The sequence below is a fragment of the Polyangium jinanense genome (assembly GCF_028435365.1).
Genome location: NZ_JAGTJJ010000011.1, coordinates 1 through 18656, shown reverse-complemented (window position 1 = coordinate 18656; position 18656 = coordinate 1). Strand labels below are relative to the sequence as shown.

Genomic DNA, 18656 nt, shown 5'->3' with positions numbered 1-18656 from the left:
GCCGACTAGCGCGGGCACGCCGCCCCGGCAAGCGCGTCACTTCCTCGGCGCCGTCGTCGTCGCGGCCGGCTTGACCGGCCCGGAGCTCGGCTGCTTCGAATCGTGCGGCGACGTCCCCACGGCCGCAGGCGGCGTCGGCGGCGCATGGGTTTGCCTCAGCCTGAGGGCCACGAACGCGCCTACCGCCGCTGCGAGCACCACCACGAGCGCCACGAGCCAGCGAACGCGCTCCGATCCGCGCGACGACTCCGGCCCCGCCTCGACCAGCTCTGCCGGCGGCTCGACGACGACGGGCGTGAGCTGCTTCTTCCGCACCGCGGGCGGCTCGGTCTTTGGCCCCGCGTTTCGGTCGAGCGTCGGCGTCACCGGCGGCGGCTCCAGCGACGCCGGGGCGGGCAGGCTCGGCGGCGGCGGGATCGAAGGCGCGATCGTGTCGGGCGCCTCCATCGACGGCGGCATGCTGCGCAGGTTCGGCAGGTTTGCCCCCACGCCGGGCTCGCTCCCGCCGTGCGCCGTGTCCACACGCGCCACGCGCATCGACGACGCGGGCATGTCCTCTGCGGACGGCGACGACGCCTCGCTCTGCCGCAGCTTCGCGATCTGCCGCTCGATGATCTTCCGGATCTCGGCGCGTTTGTCCGCGTAGACCGCCGTGACGTATTTGCCGATGTCCTCCGGCGTCACGCGGATCTTCGCGCTGTCGAGGTAGTCCAGGATCGCCGTCCGCATCTCCGCGGCGGTCGTATATCGATCCACCGGATCGTATGACAGCGCCTTGCCGCAGATCTTCGCGAGCGTGGGAGGTACGTCTGGACGAACCGACTCGATCGACGGCAGATCACCGGTCGCGAGCTTGTGGAGCACCTCCATGTCGGCGGCCTTGTCCCACATCTTGCGGCCGGCGAGGATTTCCCACAGCACGATGCCTGCGACGAACACGTCGGCGCGCCGATCGAGCGGCTTGCAGCGCACTTGCTCGGGGGCCATGTACCCGAGCTTCCCCTTCATGATTCCCGCGCGCGTCTCCATCATGCGCACTTCGGACTTCGCGATCCCGAAATCGAGCAGCTTCGCCTGACCGTCGTACGAGACGATCACGTTGTGCGGGCTCACGTCGCGATGCACGATGTTGAGGGGCTTGCCGTCGTAATCGGCGAGCTCGTGCGCGTAGTGCAGCCCTGCGAGCACGTCGGCCAGGATCCGGAGCAGCACTCCGGGCGGCGCTGGCGTCTTCGTGCGCGACGACCGGTTGATGAGCCGGTTCATCGGCGCGCCTTCGAGGTACTCCATCGTGATGAAGTACACGCCCTTTTCCGCGTGCACCTCGAACGTCTGCACCACGTTCGGGTGATTCAGGCGCGTCGCGATCCGCGCCTCGTCGAGGAACATCTCCCGGCGCTCGGGATCCTCGGCGAACTCGGCGCGCAGCCGCTTCACCACCTGCAGCTTGTTCACGCCCAGGGGCCCCGCGACCACGGCAAGGAACACGTCGGCCATTCCCCCGCGGCCGAGGTTCGCGATCAGCTTGTACTTGCCGACGCTCACCGGCTCGTTGTCGGATAGGCTTTGCGCGGCAGACACAGAGTTCATGTTCGGTCAGGATCGTGCATCGGTGCAAGCGGGATCCGCCGCGCCGTAGCGGCAGATTTTCGACGTGGTCCGTCCAGATTCGCGACTACCCTGCGAACATGCGATCCAGCATGGCCTGCGGGCGCCCGCCGGCGAGGATGTCCGAGAGCGCCCGGAACGTTCCCGCCGTGACGCGGTGCTCCTCGGCGAACCGCGCGATCCGCGGGATCAGCGGGATCGCCTCCACGCGGAGCTTCGCCATCGCGATCGCCTGATCGAGCGGCACCTTCCGCGCGAGCGCCTTGCCGAGCACCACCTCTGGCCGGTCTTCGAGCGCGATCGACGCGAGCAGATCGCCGTACCCGCCGAGCCCGAACATCGTCCGCTCCTCGCAGCCCGCGGCGGCCATGAGCCGCGCCGCCTCGTCGACCCCGCGTGAGATCAGCGCCGCCAAAAGCCCCGGCCCCGCGCCCGCCTCTTCCGCGTAGCCGACCCCGATCGACAGGCATCCGACGAGCGCCGAGGCCCACTCGAGCCCGCGCAGATCGTTCGTCCCGTACACCCTCAGGCTCGGGCTCTGGAACGCCCGCGTCACGGCCGTGATCACCTCGGGGAACCGCGACCCGATCACCATCGCCGATGGCCGCCCCTCGATGAGCTCGCCCGCCTGCACGGGCCCACCGAGCGCGCCGAGCCGCCGCGCGGGCGTCTCTTCCCGCACGAGATCACTCACCGTTTCGAGCTCCTCGGACCCGAGCCCGCGCACCCCGTGCACCACGAGGTGCTGCCCGCCGAGGTGATCGCCGAGCGCCCTGAGCACGTTCCGCGCGACCGACGACGGCACCGCGATCACCACGAGCCGCGCCTTCGCGACCTCCGCGTAATCGACCGTCACATGCAGCCCCGGATCGCTGTCCGGCTGATCACGCCGCGAGTGCAGCACCACCTCCGCGCCCGTCCGACGCGCGGCCGTCGCGAGCGCCCGCCCCCAGGGCCCGCCGCCCACGATCCCCACGCTCGGCGTCTGGCTCTGTTCTGTCACGACAAACCTCCCTGCGCCGCCTCTTGCGCCTCGGGTTTGGCGAAGACCGGCGGCCGCGCGGGCGGCACGCCCGGGGGCGCGATGACGTCCCAGGCCATCCCGTGGGCCGCGAGCCGGTTCTGGTAATAAAACAATAGATTCGTGTCCACGATCGCGATCCCGTCCGCCCGCGACGCGAGCACGGGCGAGGCGTGGTAGCCGGCGAAGGCCCGGAGCGCGCGTTCCACGATGTCGCCGCCCGACGCGGTCCGCAGAAACCCGCCCACCACGATCTCCCCGCGATCCGCGAGCTCGACCAGCCGATCGCGGAGCTTCACCACGTCCCGCGCGAGATCGTCGCGCGGCACCACGACCACGTCGCGCTGCCGGAGCACCGTGAAGAGATCCCCGGCGGGCGAGGCGCGCCGCAGCCGCTCGAAGCTCGCGGCGGCGACCACGTGCGTCTCCAGCACCACCGTGTCGCGCAGGTAGGCCTTGCAGATCTCGTCGCCGAGCTCGCGCGTGTACTGCGCATCGCGCACCGGATCGAGCGTCACGCGCCCGTCGAGATCCTTCACGTAACTCGCGGGATCCACCTCGCGCCCGCGCCGATCGAACGATCGGCAACGCTCGTCGACCACGTTGCCGAAGGGATCGATGGGTTTGCCGAAGCGGATCACCACGGCGCCTTGCATGTCGAACATCTTGCGCATGAACGCGGTCACGCGCCCGAGGCGCGACGACTCGTCGTCCTCGATGATGAAGCGCCCCTTGCCGGCCTCGGCGAGGAAGTCCGCGATCAGCGTCTCGGCCTCCAGCGTGATGAGGTAGTTGATCGTGGCGGGCACGAAGTACACGCGCCGCTCCCGGTTCGCGAGCAAGGTCCGCGCGTACGCCTCGATCGCCGTGCCCATCAGCCCGAGCTTCAGCCGCCGCTCCACGCCGCCCGAGCGCGAGCGTGTTCCGCCCGGGAAGAACAGCGAGTGGTAGCCGCGCTCGAGCAGCACGCACGAGTACGTCTTCAGCACGTCCTTGTAGAGGTTGTGCCGGACCCTCCGGTCGACGCGGTAGGCGCCGAGGTTGTGCATGAAGAACGAGAGCACGGGGTTCGTGAACAGGTTCTTGCCGGCGCCGTAGGTCGCGGGTGGCAGACCGGCGCGCTCGAGCGCGTAGCCGAACACGATCGAATCCATGTTCGAGAGGTGCGTCGGGACGTACACCGCCGTCCCGTGCCGCGAAAGCTCGCGCAGCTCCTCGACCGGCCCCTCGACGCGCACCTTGTCATCGAGCGCCGACAGGCTCACGAGGTGCCTCGGATCGCGGGCCAGGCGCACGAGCGTCCGCGGCGCGAGCAGGTACGTCACGATCGGCGGCAGGAGCTTCGACGACACCTTGAACACGCGTGGATCGAAGTTCCCGGCCACGTCCCAGCCGATGTGATCGACGATCTCCACGAGCTTCTGGCGCCGTTCGCCGTCGTCCATGCGGCTCAAGGCGCGGGCGAGCCGTTGCCACTCGGCGAGCTCCTTCTGCTCCTCGGGCCCGCGCTTGCTGGCTTCGAGGCGCTTCGTCTCGTGGTAAGCCGCGTCGTTCAGCGCGAGCAGGGGATCTCTCGTGGAGAGCACGACGCGCGAGATCACGGTCCGCACGATGTCTTCCCGCGCCGCGTTGAACCCGAAGATGGGGGCGTGGTCCTGCATGGCCTTCTTGATCTAGAAAATTTCGCGGCCTAGCGCGAGCACGATGTGCCGTGGCCGCGAGGGCACTCTGCGTGATCAGGAGGTCCGAGGGAGGGCGGAGCAAGATTGCCGCCTTCTTCGATCGGGCGTGGGAGAGCGCTAGAACATCGATCGGTTTGCAACCGCTCGATGTTCTAGCTCTCTTGTCCCGAGGGGGACGCCTCGCGTCCCCCTCTCGTCCGGGCAAAGCCCGGCCGATTCACCCCCCGAGGGAAGATCGCTTCACGATCTTCCGAGCATCGAACCGGTCGATGCTCTAGGCTCCCCCCTGCGATGGCCGCTCGTTACCTCAGGGCACGCACGGATCCGGCGGCGGCGGCACGGCCGGTACCACGCTCCCGAGCTGCGTCGACTTCATCGTGAAGCCGATCCCGATCGAAATCGCATCACACTCCTTCGTCGGATCCTGCGTCCCGTCGCTCATGATGTCGGAGGCCTGGCGGAGCTGATTCAGGATGCTCTGCAGCGTCGGGCTGCTCGGGTCGCAGAAAGATTCGTCGAACTGGGAGGCCAGCTTCGCCACCTCGTCCGTGAGGTCCTGCGTGTAGATGACGCCCGAGATCTGGCCGCCCGTGGCGCCCTGCTGATTCGCGTCGAGCTGCATCGAAATGCGGGCCTCATGAATGGGCAGGTGCATGTCGAAGAGGTCCGGGAACCTGAGCCGCAGCGTGAGCTGGCTCGGCGAAATCGTGTCAACCGCGCCCTGCGTGATGGCCGTGGACGAGAACGAGCAGATCGCCGACGTCGGATCGGCCGGATCCGTGAGCGACGACACGTCGATCGGCCAGACGTCGGTCCCGTCGAAGGCCGGTGTTTGCCCCAGGTTCCCGCCGAGGAAGAGCTTGCTCGACGTCGTGCACGCCTCCTGACCGACGTTCGACATCGAGAGCAGATACGTGTATTCGCCGTTCGCGATGGCCTCGTTCGTCCGCGCGCTCAAGTCCGCGGTGAGCCCAAGGAAAATGGGCAGCACGTTCTTTCCGAACGCATTATCGATGCCATTGATCCCGTCGGGATACACCGCGGCCGGCGACCCGCCGAAGGCGGGCTTGCAGAGGCCGGTCGACTCCTTCGTGGACACGAGCCCGTCGATGTTCCTTCCGTATTGCTTCCAGGCGTTCACTGGATTCGCCGTCCCGTCCGGATCCGTATCGCCGATCAGCATGTGATTCATGGCGAGCACGATCTCCGGGCCGCCGGAGCAATCGGGCAAGTTCCCGCCGCTGCCGCCGGAGCCGCCTTGCCCGCCGCCACCCGCACCGCCCGCGCCGCCTGCGCCGCCGACGCCGCCGGCCCCGCCCGTCCCGATGCCGCCGGTACCGCCCGTCCCGCCGACGCCGCCGGCGCCACCGACGCCGCCGACGCCACCGACGCCGCCTTGCGCGCCGGATCCGCCGGACCCGCCTTCTCCGCCTCCCTCGACTGTTCCACCACACGCCGCGAGCGCGAGCGCCGCGGCCGCCACCACCATCCCACCAGCACGAACCAAGCCAAAACGAAGCATGTCGTCCTCCATCGGCGACCGGGACCCGGACGCCGGCTCACACCCTACCACGCCTTTTCGGAAGTCACGACTCGCAGTATGCTACCGGCAAGAATTTGACCGCCCCTCGGCCCGGACCTCCGGCGATGGAACAATGATACGCCTGGCCAAACCCCGATTCGTCGCGTCGCTTTTGCTTGCTGCCTGCGGGGCGCCGGCCGTGTCGTCGGATCCGGCGCCTGCATCCGCCTCCGCATCCGCTGCCGTTCCCGCCTCCGCCTCCGCCTCCGCGCCCGCCTCCGCGCCCGCGCCTGCGCCCGCTCCCGCGAGCGTTCCCGCGCCCCCGGCCATTTCGGCGGACGAAGCCGTTACGCTGCTCTTCCGGGGCGAGGCGTCCGCCGCCGCGGCCTGCACCGAAGCCGACGCGCGGGCGCGAATTCGTTGCCTGCTCGGAAAACGCTACGACGGGCACGCCTCCGCGCGGGCCACCGTGCTCTCGCTCTACGAAAAGACCGGCAGCGTCGTCGGCGTCGAGGAGCCTTACGTGATGGAGGGTGGCTTCCGCGGCTCGATTCGTATCGTCCCGGAGCTGCCCGTCGGCCGCTACGAAAAACACCTCGGCTGGGTCGCCGAGGCGAGCGCCGATTTCGACGCCTTCTTCGACGCGGTCGCCGCCCGCGCGAAGGCAGGCGTCCAGTATCGACATCGCGCCATTTCCTGGAAGTTTTTCCGCTCCGTCGGCCGCACGACCCCGTCGGCCTACGCGAGCGGCTGGAGCATCGGGTACAACGTCTCGGGCTCGCTGCACGGCTCCGCGGAGGCCGTGCGGGAGACCCTGTTCCACGAGATTTTCCACCTGAACGACGCCGCGCGGCTCTCGGGGCCGGAGCAATGGTCGCGCAAGAAGCTCGGATCGATCCACGACGCCATCCTCCAGAAATGCAGCACGAAGCCCTCGTGCCTCGCGCCCTACGCGCCCACGCCCACGATGGTCCGCGGCGGCACGTATTACGCTTTCCAGCCGAACAACGGCGACGCCGTGAACGAATACGGCGCCGACCTCGCCGCCCGGTATTACCGCGAGACGCGCGCCGTGCTCCGCGGCGAAAAACTCGCGAAGACGGCGTTCAAATGCGGGCCCGAGGAGAATGGCCGTGCCTGGAAGATCCTCGTGGACGAGTTTTTCGGCGGCGTGGACATCGTACCAGAATGTTAGGAGGCACCTTCCGTTGCGTTCCGTCATCATTCTCGCGGCTTGCACAATGTCATCGCCTCTCGTGCGGGGCTCTGGTTTGATGTCGTCCGGGCCCACCGATCGGAGGAATCTGCCATGAACGCGACGAACACCCGATACGCGCTTCGCGCAGGCGTCTTGCTGCTTCTTTTGCCCCTCGGGTTTTCCTGCGGGGAGACGCCGCCCGGCGGCGGCACCACACCTGGGCCCGAGCCCGAGCCAGAGGTCGAGCTCCCCCCGCCGCTCGATCCGCTCCCGCCCGTCGTTCTCACGACCACCGACCGCTTTGCGACGAGCAGCCAGTGCGGGCAATGCCACTTCGCCGGCCCGGAGACCACGGTCATGCACGACGCCGCCGGGAACGACATTTCCCCGGTGTATCTGTGGCGAAGCTCGATGATGGGCTTCGCGGCGCGGGATCCTTATTATCTCGCGGTCTTCGGCGAGGAGCTCGTCAAGCATTCGGGCCGCGAGGCGTTCGTCGAGGAGACGTGCACGCGCTGCCATGCGCCGGCGGGGTCCGAGGAGCAAGCGCAGGCGGGCGGGCATTTGACGTTCGACGCCCTCGTCGCGGGCGACGGCAAAGAGGCAAACCTCGCCCGCGACGGCGTGACCTGCACGCTTTGCCACCAGATCGCCGACGACGGGCTCGGAAAAACGCAGAGCTTCGGCGGCGGGTTCGTCATCGGATACGAGCGGGAGATCTATGGCCCACACCTCGTGCCCAAGGTCGACCCGATGCAGCTCATCGTGAATTACACGCCCACCGCCTCCGCGCACATCACGAAAAGCGAGGTCTGCGCGACGTGCCACACCGTGCTCGTGCCCATCATGAAAGGCGACCAGCGTGTAGGGGATTTCCTCGAGCAGGCGCCCTACCTCGAGTGGAAAAACTCCACGTTCGCGGAGGGTGTTCCTTGCGCGACCTGCCATTTGCCCACGCAGGACGGAGCGAAGGTCGACATCTCCTCGCCTATTGCCAAGTTCCCCGCCGGGCTCGGCGCGCGCACGCCGTACGGCCAGCATCGGTTCAGCGGAGGGAATGCCTACATGCTGCGGATCCTCGCGGACAACGCGGAATGGACGGGCGCGGGCGTGGCGCCCGAGGAGCTCGAACAATCGGCGGCGCGGGCCGAGGCGCACGTCGCCGAGGGAGCGGTCGTGAGCATTCTCTCGGCGTCGATGCAGGGCAGCGCGCTCGCCGTCGAGGTGCAAGTGGAGAATCACGCGGGGCACAAGTTCCCCACCGGATATCCGAGCCGGCGTGCCTGGATCCATCTGCGCGCCGAGGGCGCGGGCGGCGAGGTGCTCTTCGAATCGGGCGGGTTCGACGCCACGGGCGCGCTCGTGGATCGTGCCGGCGCGCGGCTCGATCGATCGGATTCGGTCCTGCCGCACCATGATGTCGTCACCAAGGAATCCGAGGTGCAGGTCTACGAGGCCATCGCCAAAGACGCGACCGGGGCCCCCACGCACCGGCCGCTCGCCTCGGTTGGGTTTGTCAAGGACAATCGCCTCCTTCCCCTGGGCTGGTCGAGCGCGGATCCGTGGATCGACTGGATCGGGCCCGTCGGCGTCACGGGCGACGGTACGTTCCAGCCCGGCTTCGACCGCGTCACGTACAAGATCGAGGGCGGCGCCGCGATCCGACGCGTGACGGTGGAGGTTTTGTATCAATCGGTGCGTCCCACCGAGCTCGACACGCTCGCGCGGGTGCCACACCCCGCGGCCGTGCGCTTCTCCAGCATGGCGAGCGCGCGGCCGTCGATTCCCCTGGTCGCGGCGCAGGCGCTGATCGAACTTTGAAAGAAAGGAACGAGATGGGAAGCCAGTACGACACGCTCGCGGCGATCACGAACCTGACGGCCGACATGCCGCTCCGGAAGTTTTTCGAGGAGTACACGTTTTTCCAGGCGCTCGGCGACATCACGGGCCGCTCGGTGCTCGACGTCGCCTGTGGCACGGGGCTCTACAGCCGTCGGTTCAAGCAGCGCGGCGCGGCCCGCGTCGTCGGCATCGACAACTCCGAGGGCATGGTCGATTATGCCCGCCACCTCGAAGCATCACAGCCGCTCGGCATCGAATACCATGTGCTCGATGCGCAGAACGCCCGCGGCCTCGGCACCTTCGACATCGTCGCCGCGACTTACCTCCTGCATTACGCGCCGTCGCGGGAGGTCTTGCGCGACATGTGCACGAGCCTCCACGCGTCGCTCGGGCCGGGCGGCCGCCTCGTGTCCATCTGCATGAGCCCCGACATCGAGCTTCGAGACACGTCGTATTATCGGAAATACGGCTTCGAAGCGGCGTCGCCCGGCGAGGACGGCGACGTCGTCACGGTGAAGAGCCTGGTGCCGGAGCTCCCGTTCACGATCTCGGCTTATTACCGGAAACGCACCACCTACGAGATTGCCCTGCGCGAAGCTGGCTTCCGCGATATCGTCTGGCACCCGCCCGCGGTCGCCCCGGAGGGCATCGCGGCGCTCGGGGTCGACTACTGGAGCGAATACCTACGCCGCCCCCACGCCGAGGTCTTCTCCTGCACGAAGTGAATCAACGCGCCCGCGGGACGGCGCGGTGCGGCTGGCGCCGATTCTTGTCGACGATGCCCGCGATGAGGAGCGCGAACGCCAGCAGCCGGACGAGGAAGATCCAGTGACGGCTCTCGTAGCCGCCGGGGACGAACGCGAGGACGCTGCGCTCGACGGAGAGGAGGGCGAAGACCAGCGCGAGCAGCGCGAACAGCCGCTCGCGACTCTTCCGCCAGAATCGCACGAAAAACAGGCAGACGGCCAGGGCCATTCCGACGAATACACCCGAGAGGAGCTGGATCACGTGACCTCCGTGATCATTCCGTAAAGAAGGAGCCCCACCGCGATGACCGCGGTCACCACGCGCGGAATGGAGAGATCGGCGAGCGGCCCGATCAAGAGGTCCGTGAGGAGCAGCAGGTTGTTCAGAGCCATCGCGGAGAAACAGAGGCCCGTCCACAGGATGAGGCGCAGACGCGTGTGCCTGTAATTCTTGAGGAGAAGCGCCGCGCAGACCAGGCTGGCCAGCAGGCACAGCGAATAAACGGTCTCAGCCATCCCGATCCTTTCTGAACCGAAACCCCTCGGCATATACCTGCAGGTTGGAGATCGGGTTCGAAAAGATGCTCTCGAGCACCTTGTAACGGAGCTCGGTGTAAGCCGCCGACAAACGAGCGACATCGTCATCGAGCGACGGCGAAGCTGGGGCGTACCGGTACACGCGTTGCTTGGAGTCGAGGCGCGAGGTGAGGAGGCCGCTCGCCTCCAGATCGGCCAGGCGGCGGCTCGCCGATTGCTCGCTCGTGCGCAGGGCTTCGCATACCGCGCGGGGGCTCCAGTCTTCGTCCGGGGCGCCGCGCAGGAGAAACAGGATCTCCAGTTGCTCCACCGAAGTGATGTGGTCGGCGATGAACCGCGCGACCTCGTCGGGTAATCGGCGCTCTTCGGCCAATGTCGCTCCCGCGTGGGGCGTACCACCGGCGCGAACACGGTGCAACCAGGCGACGACAGCATTGCGAGGCGGGCGGAACGTGCATTTCCGAATTTCAAGGGACGTGCCGGCCTCATGCAGGATGATGCAAGCGTGCCGCCCCGAACAAAGCTAAGCCTGCTCCTCGACCACGCTGGGTGAGGACCGCTCATCCAGGGGGTGGTCGTGCAGCGGACCGAGGACGTCCCTGGGGAACGAGGAATGAGCGCAAAAGAAGTCGTCGTCTCCAAGCAGAGCCGGACCGTGCGCGCGAATGGCGCGCACAAGACCTCGAACGGCATCGATGGCCATCTCCACGGCAAAAGCACGGCCAAGAATGGCGCGAGGGGCCTCGGCAGGAGCGCCCGGAGCCGCAGCGCGGCCTCGACCATTGCGGAGTGGGAGCGCCTCTCGGACGACAATCGCGCCGAGGTCGAGCACCTCCAGGAGGTGCTGAAGGCCGTCAAGCAAGGCGATTTCACCGTCCGCTTCGAATACCAGAAGGACGGGATTCTGAGCCGCACGGGCGAGCTCCTGAACGACATCATCGGCCTGAACGAGCACATGACGAGCGAGCTCGTTCGCGTGGGCAAGGTCGTCGGACAGGAAGGAAAGATGCACGAGCGCGCCTCCGTCGGCCCCGCGAAGGGGTCGTGGGCGAGCTGCATGGCGTCCGTCAATCAGCTCATCTCCGACCTCGTGGCCCCGACGAACGAGGTCGCGCGCGTCATCACGGCCGTCGCCCGCGGCGACCTCTCGCAGAAGATGGTCCTGGAAATCGACGGTCGCCCGGTGCGCGGCGAATTCCTTCGTATCGGCACCACCGTCAACTCGATGGTCGATCAGTTGAACTCGTTCGCCGCCGAGGTCACGCGCGTCGCGAAGGAAGTCGGCAACGAAGGCAAGCTCGGCGGCCAGGCGGACGTCAAAGGCGTCTCCGGCACGTGGAAGGACCTCACGGACAACGTCAATGGCCTCGCGGCGAACCTGACCGCGCAGGTCCGTAACATCGCGAAAGTGACGACCGCCGTCGCCAAGGGCGACCTTTCGCAGAAGATCACGGTCGACGCGCGCGGCGAGATCCTCGAGCTGAAGAACACGATCAACGTCATGGTCGATCAGCTCTCGTCGTTCGCGGCCGAGGTGACGCGTGTCGCGAAGGAAGTCGGCACCGAGGGCAAGCTCGGCGGGCAGGCGGACGTCAAAGGCGTCTCCGGCACGTGGAAAGACCTGACCGACAATGTCAACGGCCTCGCCGCCAATTTGACGGCCCAGGTCCGCAGCATCGCGAAGGTCACGACCGCGGTCGCCAATGGGGACCTTTCGCAGAAGATCACGGTCGACGCGCGCGGCGAGATCTACGAGCTCAAGAACACCATCAACACCATGGTCGACACGCTCCGCTCGTTCGCCGCGGAAGTCACGCGCGTCGCGAAGGAGGTCGGCAACGAGGGCAAGCTCGGCGGCCAGGCCGAGGTGCAAGGCGTCTCCGGCACGTGGAAGGACCTGACGGACAACGTCAATGGTCTCGCCGCCAATTTGACGGCCCAGGTGCGTAACATCGCGAAGGTGACGACCGCGGTCGCCAAGGGCGACCTCTCGCAGAAGATCACGGTCGACGCGCGCGGCGAGATCCTCGAGCTGAAGAACACGATCAACGTCATGGTCGACCAGCTCTCGTCGTTCGCCGCGGAGGTGACGCGCGTCGCGAAAGAGGTCGGCAACGAAGGCAAGCTCGGCGGCCAGGCCGAGGTGCGCGGCGTCTCCGGTACGTGGAAAGACCTGACGGACAACGTCAATGGTCTCGCGGCCAATTTGACGGTGCAGCTTCGTGACGTGTCGAAGGTCGCGACGGCCATTGCCAATGGCGATTTGACGCAGAAGATCACCGTCGACGTCAAGGGCGAGATCCTCCAGATCAAGGACGTCATCAACAAGATGGTCGACCAGTTGAACTCTTTCGCCGCGGAGGTGACGCGCGTCGCGAAGGAGGTCGGTACCGAGGGCAAACTCGGCGGTCAGGCCAATGTGAAGGGCGTGTCGGGCACGTGGAAGGACCTGACGGACAACGTCAACGTCCTCGCGGCGAACCTCACCACGCAGGTCCGCAACATCGCGAATGTCACGACCGCCGTCGCCAAGGGCGATCTCTCGCAGAAGATCACGGTCGACGCGCGCGGCGAGATTCTGGAGCTGAAGAACACGATCAACGTCATGGTCGATCAGCTCAATTCGTTCGCCGCGGAAGTGACGCGCGTCGCGAAGGAAGTCGGCACCGAGGGCAAACTCGGCGGCCAGGCCGAAGTGAAGGGCATTTCCGGCACGTGGAAAGACCTGACGGACAACGTCAACGTCCTCGCGGCGAACCTCACCGTGCAGGTGCGCAACATCGCGAACGTGACGACCGCCGTCGCGAGGGGCGATCTCTCGCAAAAGATCACGGTCGACGCGCGTGGCGAGATCCTGGAGCTGAAGAACACGATCAACGTCATGGTCGGCCAGCTTCGCTCGTTTGCCGCGGAAGTGACGCGCGTCGCGAAAGAAGTCGGCACCGAAGGCAAGCTCGGCGGCCAGGCCGACGTCAAAGGTGTCTCCGGCACGTGGAAGGACCTCACCGATAACGTCAACGTCCTCGCGGCGAACCTCACCACGCAGGTCCGTAACATCGCGAAGGTCACGACGGCCGTCGCGAAAGGCGACCTCTCGCAGAAGATCACGGTCGACGCGCGTGGTGAGATCCTGGAGCTCAAGAGCACCATCAATACGATGGTCGACACGCTGAATTCGTTCGCCGCGGAGGTGACGCGCGTCGCGAAGGAGGTCGGCACCGAAGGCAAGCTCGGCGGCCAGGCCGACGTCAAAGGTGTGTATGGCACCTGGAAGGACCTGACCGACAACGTCAATGCCATGGCGTCGAACCTCACGGTTCAGCTCCGCGACGTGTCGAAGGTCGCGACGGCCATCGCCAATGGCGATTTGACGCAGAAAATCACGGTCGACGTCAAAGGCGAGATCCTTCAGATCAAGGACGTCATCAACAAGATGGTCGACCAGCTCAATTCGTTCGCCGCGGAGGTGACGCGCGTCGCGAAAGAGGTCGGCACCGAAGGCAAGCTCGGCGGCCAGGCCGACGTGAAAGGCGTCTCCGGCGTCTGGAAGGATTTGACCGACAACGTCAACGTCATGGCCGCGAATCTGACGAAGCAGGTGCGCGGCATCGTGAAGGTCGTGACCGCGGTCGCCACCGGCGATCTGAGCCAGAAGTTCGTGCTCGAAGCAAAAGGCGAGGTCGCCGCGCTCGCCGAAACGATCAACAACATGACCGACACGCTGCGCACGTTCGCCGATCAGGTGACCACGGTGGCGCGCGAGGTCGGTATCGAGGGCAAACTCGGCGCGGAGGCCAAGGTCCCCGGCGTCTCCGGCGTCTGGAAGGACCTGACCGACAACGTCAATATCATGGCCTCGAACCTGACGAAGCAGGTGCGCGGCATCGTGAAGGTCGTGACCGCGGTCGCCAATGGCGATCTGAGCCAGAAGTTCGTCCTCGAAGCGAAGGGCGAGGTCGCCGCGCTCGCCGAGACGATCAACAACATGACCGACACGCTGCGTATCTTCGCCGATCAGGTGACCACGGTGGCGCGCGAGGTCGGTATCGAAGGCAAGCTCGGCGGCCAGGCGAAGGTGCCAGGCGCGGCCGGCACGTGGCGCGATCTGACCGATAACGTCAATCAGCTCGCCGGCAATCTGACGGCGCAGGTTCGCGCGATCGGCGAAGTGTCCACCGCCGTCGCGCAGGGCGATCTGACCCGGTACATCACGGTCGAGGCGCAAGGCGAGGTTGCCGCGCTGAAAGACAACATCAATCAGATGATCGGCAACCTCAAGGACACGACGCACAAGAACCAGGAGCAGGACTGGCTCAAGACGAACCTCGCCAAGTTCTCCAGCATGATGCAGGGCCAGCGCAGCATCGTCTCCGTCGCCCGGCTCATCATGTCCGAGCTCACCCCGCTCGTGGACGCCCAGCACGGCGCGTTTTACATGATGGAGAGCGACCCGAGCGGCGATCCCGTCTTGCACCTCATCGCGAGCTACGGTTTCGGCGGTCGCAAGAACTTGTCGAATTCGTATCGATTGGGAGAGAGCCTGATCGGGCAGTGCGCGTTCGAGAAGAAGCGCATCATGCTCCACGACGTACCCGACGGGTTCATTTACATCGCAACGGGCATGGGGGAGGCGCCGCCGCGGAGCGTCGTCGTCTTGCCGGTGCTCTTCGAGGGCGAGACGAAGGCGGTCATCGAGCTCGCCTCGTTCAGGCCGTTCATCGCGAACCACCTCGCGTTCCTCGACCAGTTGATGGATAGCATCGGCGTCATCCTCAACATGATCTCCTCCAGCATGCGGACGGAGGAGCTTTTGCAGCAGCTCAAGAAGTCGAACGCGGAGCTCGAAGCGCAGGCGGCGGAGCTCAACGAAAAGGCGAAGCTCCTCGAAATCAAGAACAACGAGGTGGAGCTCGCGAGCCTGAGCCTCGAGGAGAAGGCCGAACAGCTCCAGCTCATCTCGAAGTACAAGTCGGAGTTCCTCGCGAACATGTCGCACGAGCTCCGGACGCCGCTGAACAGCCTGCTGATTCTGTCGAAGATGCTGGCGGACAACCAGCATGGCAATCTCACGGCCGAGCAGGTTCGCTTCGCGCAGACGGTGTACACGTCGGGCAACGATCTCCTGGCGCTGATCAACGAGATCCTCGATCTCTCGAAGGTCGAGGCGGGCAAGATGCCGATCGATCCGAGGACGTTCCGCCTGTCGGACGTCCGCGATTACCTGGAGCAGACGTTCCGACATGTCGCCGATCAGAAGTCGCTGTCGTTCGAGGTACGCATGGATCCCAGGCTGCCGGAGACACTTTACACCGACGTCAATCGGCTCCAGCAGATCCTGAAGAACCTGCTCTCGAACGCATTCAAGTTCACGAGCGAGGGCGGCGTATCCATGACGATCGCCGTGGCGCCGGGGGATCGAGGGGAGACGATGATCAGCTTCGCCGCGCAGGACACCGGGATCGGCATTCCGCCGGAGAAGCAAAAGCTCATCTTCGAGGCGTTCCAGCAGGCCGACGGGACCACGAGCCGCAAATACGGCGGCACGGGCCTCGGGCTCACGATCAGCCGCGAAATTGCGCGTCTGCTCGGCGGCACGATCGACGTCGTCAGCGCGCCGGCCCGGGGCAGCACCTTCACGTTGTACCTGCCGGCGACGTACGTCGGACCGGAGGCGCCGGACCGCGACGAATCGAGCGCCATGCCGCCGTCGACGGACACAACCGTCCTTCGACTGCCGCCCGATGTCGATTTCAGCGGGATGAAGGTGCTGCTCGTCGACGACGACAACCGCAACCTGTTCGCCCTCCGAACGGTGCTCGAGGCGCGCCAGATCGAGGTGCTCCACGCGGAGAACGGGCGCATCGCGCTCGAATTGCTCCAGGTGCATCCCGACGTCGACCTCGTGCTCATGGACACGATGATGCCGGAGATGGACGGGCTCACCGCGACCCGCGCCATCCGCGACATCATCCAGTTCCAATCGCTTCCCATCATCTCGCTCACCGCGAAGGCGATGAAGGGTGATCGGGAGAAGGCGCTCGCGGCCGGGGCCTCCGATTACGTGACGAAGCCCGTCGATCCGGAGCGGCTGCTCGCCGTGATTCACGACTGGCGGTTCAAGAAGCACGTCGGCCCGAGCCAGCTCGATTGAAACCGATGGCCCCCCAGGAAGTCATGAACGCGGAACAACCGACGCCGCTCGCGAGTGTCTTGCTCGTCGACGATACACCGGCAAACCTCCTCGCCCTCTCCGCGGTGCTGAAGCCGCTCGGCGCGCGGCTCGTGGAGGCGAAATCGGGGGTCGAGGCACTCGAATGCGTGCGTCGCGAGCCGTTCGCCGTCGTGCTGCTCGACGTCCAGATGCCGGGCATGGACGGCTTCGAGGTCGCGCGCCGCATGCGCGCGACCGAGCACGGCCGCGAGGTGCCAATCCTGTTCTTGACGGCCATCCATCGCGACGAGGCCTACGCGCGGCGCGGATATGCAATCGGCGCAGCGGATTACATCACGAAGCCGTTCAACGTCGACGTGCTCCGCGCCCGCGTGAAGGCGTTCGTGGATCTCTTCCAGCAAAGGGAAGAGATCCGCAAAGCGCAGGTCGAATTGCGGACGCGGGAGCGCGACGAGGCCGTGCGCAGGCTCGTGGCCTTCGAGCGTATCGCGACCGCGGCGCTCGACACGGACGACCTCGGCGTGCTCCTGCGCGAGCTGCTCGATATTTTCCTCGGCGCCGCCGACGCCGCGGATACGGCGACCGTGCTGCTGCGGGAGGGCGAGGAGCTCCGCGTGCGCGCCGCGGTGGGTCCGCACGGGGTGGACGAGGGCATGTCCGTGCGGATCGGTGAGGGTCTCTGCGGGGCGATTGCCGCGGGCAAACAGCCGGTCGAGGTGGAGGGCACGTCGACTTTCCCCGATTGCGGTTGCCTCCAATCGGGGAGCACGCGCGCCCTTTACGGCATGCCGCTCCTCCATTTCGGGGAGGTCGTCGGGGTCGCGCTCATCGGATCGAACCGCGCCTCGAGCTTCTCGGAGGCGGAAAAGCGGCTCTTTGCGGCGATGGCAGAGCGCGCGGCCTGGGCCGTGGCCAGGCACCTCCAGCGCGCGACGCACGAGGCCGAGCGCGCCGCGCTGCTCGAACGCGAGCGCGCGGCGCGCGCCGAGGCGGAGCTCGCGAGCCAAGCGAAGGACCAGTTCCTCGCCACGGTCTCGCACGAGCTCCGGACGCCGCTCAATGCGATCCTCGGCTGGGCCGTCCTCGCGCGGCAAAAAGCGCCGCCGCAGGTCGAGCGGGCCCTCTCGGTCATCGAGCGAAATGCACGGGCGCAGGCGCGCATCATCGACGATGTGCTCGACATCTCGCGGATCGTGAGCGGCAAGTTTCGACTCGACATGGTGCCGACGAACCTCGTGGAGGTCACGCAGGCAGCCGTCGAATCCCTCCGGCCCGTCGCGGAGGCGCGCGGCGTGAAGCTAGCGATTGCGCTCGGCCCGCTCGGCTTCACGCTCGGTGATCCCGAACGGCTCCAGCAGGTCGTCTGGAACCTGCTCTCGAATGCGATCAAATTCACGCCGAAGGACGGCACGGTCGAGCTCAGCGCATTTCTTTCGGGTTCGAACCTCCTGCTCCGGGTGACGGATACCGGGCAGGGCATCGATGCCTCGTTCATGCCGTACATTTTCGAGGCCTTCCGGCAGGCGGACGGGTCCACGGCGCGGCGGCATGGCGGGCTCGGCCTCGGGCTCGCGCTCGTCAAGCAAATGGTTCAGGCGCACGGCGGGACGATTTTCGCGGTGAGCGACGGAATCGGAAAAGGTTCGACGTTCACCGTGGAGCTGCCCATCCGGAGCACGCCTGCCACGCGTGCGTCGGAGGACGAGACCGCGGCCGCGAACGAGCAGCGGGTGCGGCTTTCGGGGCTCAAGGTGCTCGTGGTGGACGACGAGGAGGATGCGCGCGCGCTTTTGCGGCGTGTGCTCGAAGAGAAGGGCGCGACCGTGACGCTCGCCGCGTCGAGCGACGAGGCCCTCGATGATCTTTCGCGCTCCCGACCCGACGTGCTCGTGAGCGACATCGGATTGCCGGGGATGGATGGATATGCGCTGATCCGCAGCATCCGCACGCTGCCCGCGGAGTATGGCGGGCGAACCCCGGCCATCGCGCTCACGGCGTATGCGCGCACGGAGGACAGCCAGCGCGCGTTCGCCGCGGGATTCCAGCGGCACGTGCCGAAACCGGTGGACCTCGGGCGACTCGTCTCGCTCATCGCGAATCTCTGCGGGATTCCGCTCACCGAGGCCTAGCCTGGGGCCGCTGCGCCGGGGCGCTGCCCCGGGCCCCGCGGGGGCTATTCGCCCCTCGACCCGAACCAGGGCCTGAGCATTGGTCTCATCTCGCGAGCCCATTCTCCCTGAGCACCCGTAGCATCTCTGCTGCGGGTGCCAGTCGTTCGAGCCCGCGGCTGATGGTGACGGATCCGGGGGGTCCTCCGGAGGACTTGCC

At 66.8% G+C, this 18656-nt stretch carries 12 protein-coding genes; 5 read left to right on the top strand and 7 right to left on the bottom strand.

Annotation, left to right across the window (positions count from 1 at the left end):
* Nucleotides 1–36 precede the first annotated feature (36 nt).
* From KEG57_RS20900 to KEG57_RS20885, 4 genes are all read right to left on the bottom strand, one after another.
* Nucleotides 37–1590, bottom strand: coding sequence for a serine/threonine protein kinase (locus KEG57_RS20900; protein WP_272421376.1), 1554 nt, complete (start codon nucleotides 1588–1590; stop codon nucleotides 37–39).
* Nucleotides 1591–1675: 85 nt separating this feature from the next.
* Nucleotides 1676–2611, bottom strand: a complete 936-nt coding sequence (locus tag KEG57_RS20895) for an NAD(P)-binding domain-containing protein (protein ID WP_272421377.1) — start codon at nucleotides 2609–2611, stop codon at nucleotides 1676–1678.
* The gene (locus tag KEG57_RS20890; RefSeq protein WP_272421378.1) at nucleotides 2608–4290 is read right to left on the bottom strand and encodes a 1-acyl-sn-glycerol-3-phosphate acyltransferase; all 1683 of its coding nucleotides are present in this window, start codon (nucleotides 4288–4290) and stop codon (nucleotides 2608–2610) included. Before KEG57_RS20890 ends, KEG57_RS20895 begins: the two co-directional genes overlap by 4 nt.
* Before the next feature lie 328 nt (nucleotides 4291–4618).
* Nucleotides 4619–5833, bottom strand: a complete 1215-nt coding sequence (locus KEG57_RS20885; protein ID WP_272421379.1) for a hypothetical protein — start codon at nucleotides 5831–5833, stop codon at nucleotides 4619–4621.
* A gap of 133 nt (nucleotides 5834–5966) precedes the next feature.
* Between KEG57_RS20885 and KEG57_RS20880 the strand changes: the two genes are divergently transcribed.
* From KEG57_RS20880 to KEG57_RS20870, 3 genes are all read left to right on the top strand, one after another.
* Nucleotides 5967–7028 carry a hypothetical protein gene (locus KEG57_RS20880; protein ID WP_272421380.1) on the top strand — a complete coding sequence of 354 codons (1062 nt, stop codon included), beginning with the start codon at nucleotides 5967–5969 and terminating at the stop codon, nucleotides 7026–7028.
* A 114-nt stretch (nucleotides 7029–7142) separates the two neighbouring features.
* Nucleotides 7143–8852 (top strand): hypothetical protein, encoded by a 1710-nt coding sequence (locus KEG57_RS20875; RefSeq protein ID WP_272421381.1) that lies wholly within the window; start codon nucleotides 7143–7145, stop codon nucleotides 8850–8852.
* A 14-nt stretch (nucleotides 8853–8866) separates the two neighbouring features.
* Nucleotides 8867–9598, top strand: a complete 732-nt coding sequence (locus tag KEG57_RS20870) for a class I SAM-dependent methyltransferase (RefSeq protein ID WP_272421382.1) — start codon at nucleotides 8867–8869, stop codon at nucleotides 9596–9598.
* 1 nt (nucleotide 9599) lies between these two features.
* Here the strand turns inward: KEG57_RS20870 and KEG57_RS20865 are convergent, their stop codons facing one another.
* The 3 genes from KEG57_RS20865 to KEG57_RS20855 are packed head-to-tail and all read right to left on the bottom strand — an operon-like array spanning nucleotide 9600 to nucleotide 10529.
* Nucleotides 9600–9881 (bottom strand): DUF5985 family protein, encoded by a 282-nt coding sequence (locus KEG57_RS20865; protein WP_272421383.1) that lies wholly within the window; start codon nucleotides 9879–9881, stop codon nucleotides 9600–9602.
* Complete coding sequence (locus KEG57_RS20860; RefSeq protein WP_272421384.1) at nucleotides 9878–10135, bottom strand: DUF5985 family protein; 258 nt, start codon at nucleotides 10133–10135, stop codon at nucleotides 9878–9880. The genes KEG57_RS20865 and KEG57_RS20860 overlap by 4 nt, the downstream gene beginning before the upstream one ends.
* Complete coding sequence (locus tag KEG57_RS20855; protein ID WP_272421385.1) at nucleotides 10128–10529, bottom strand: winged helix-turn-helix domain-containing protein; 402 nt, start codon at nucleotides 10527–10529, stop codon at nucleotides 10128–10130. Before KEG57_RS20855 ends, KEG57_RS20860 begins: the two co-directional genes overlap by 8 nt.
* 240 nt (nucleotides 10530–10769) lie before the next feature.
* Between KEG57_RS20855 and KEG57_RS20850 the strand changes: the two genes are divergently transcribed.
* Together KEG57_RS20850 and KEG57_RS20845 are read left to right on the top strand one after the other, a co-directional pair.
* Nucleotides 10770–16307 carry a HAMP domain-containing protein gene (locus tag KEG57_RS20850; RefSeq protein WP_272421386.1) on the top strand — a complete coding sequence of 1846 codons (5538 nt, stop codon included), beginning with the start codon at nucleotides 10770–10772 and terminating at the stop codon, nucleotides 16305–16307.
* A gap of 23 nt (nucleotides 16308–16330) precedes the next feature.
* Nucleotides 16331–18457, top strand: a complete 2127-nt coding sequence (locus KEG57_RS20845) for a response regulator (protein WP_272421387.1) — start codon at nucleotides 16331–16333, stop codon at nucleotides 18455–18457.
* Nucleotides 18458–18656 lie beyond the last annotated feature (199 nt).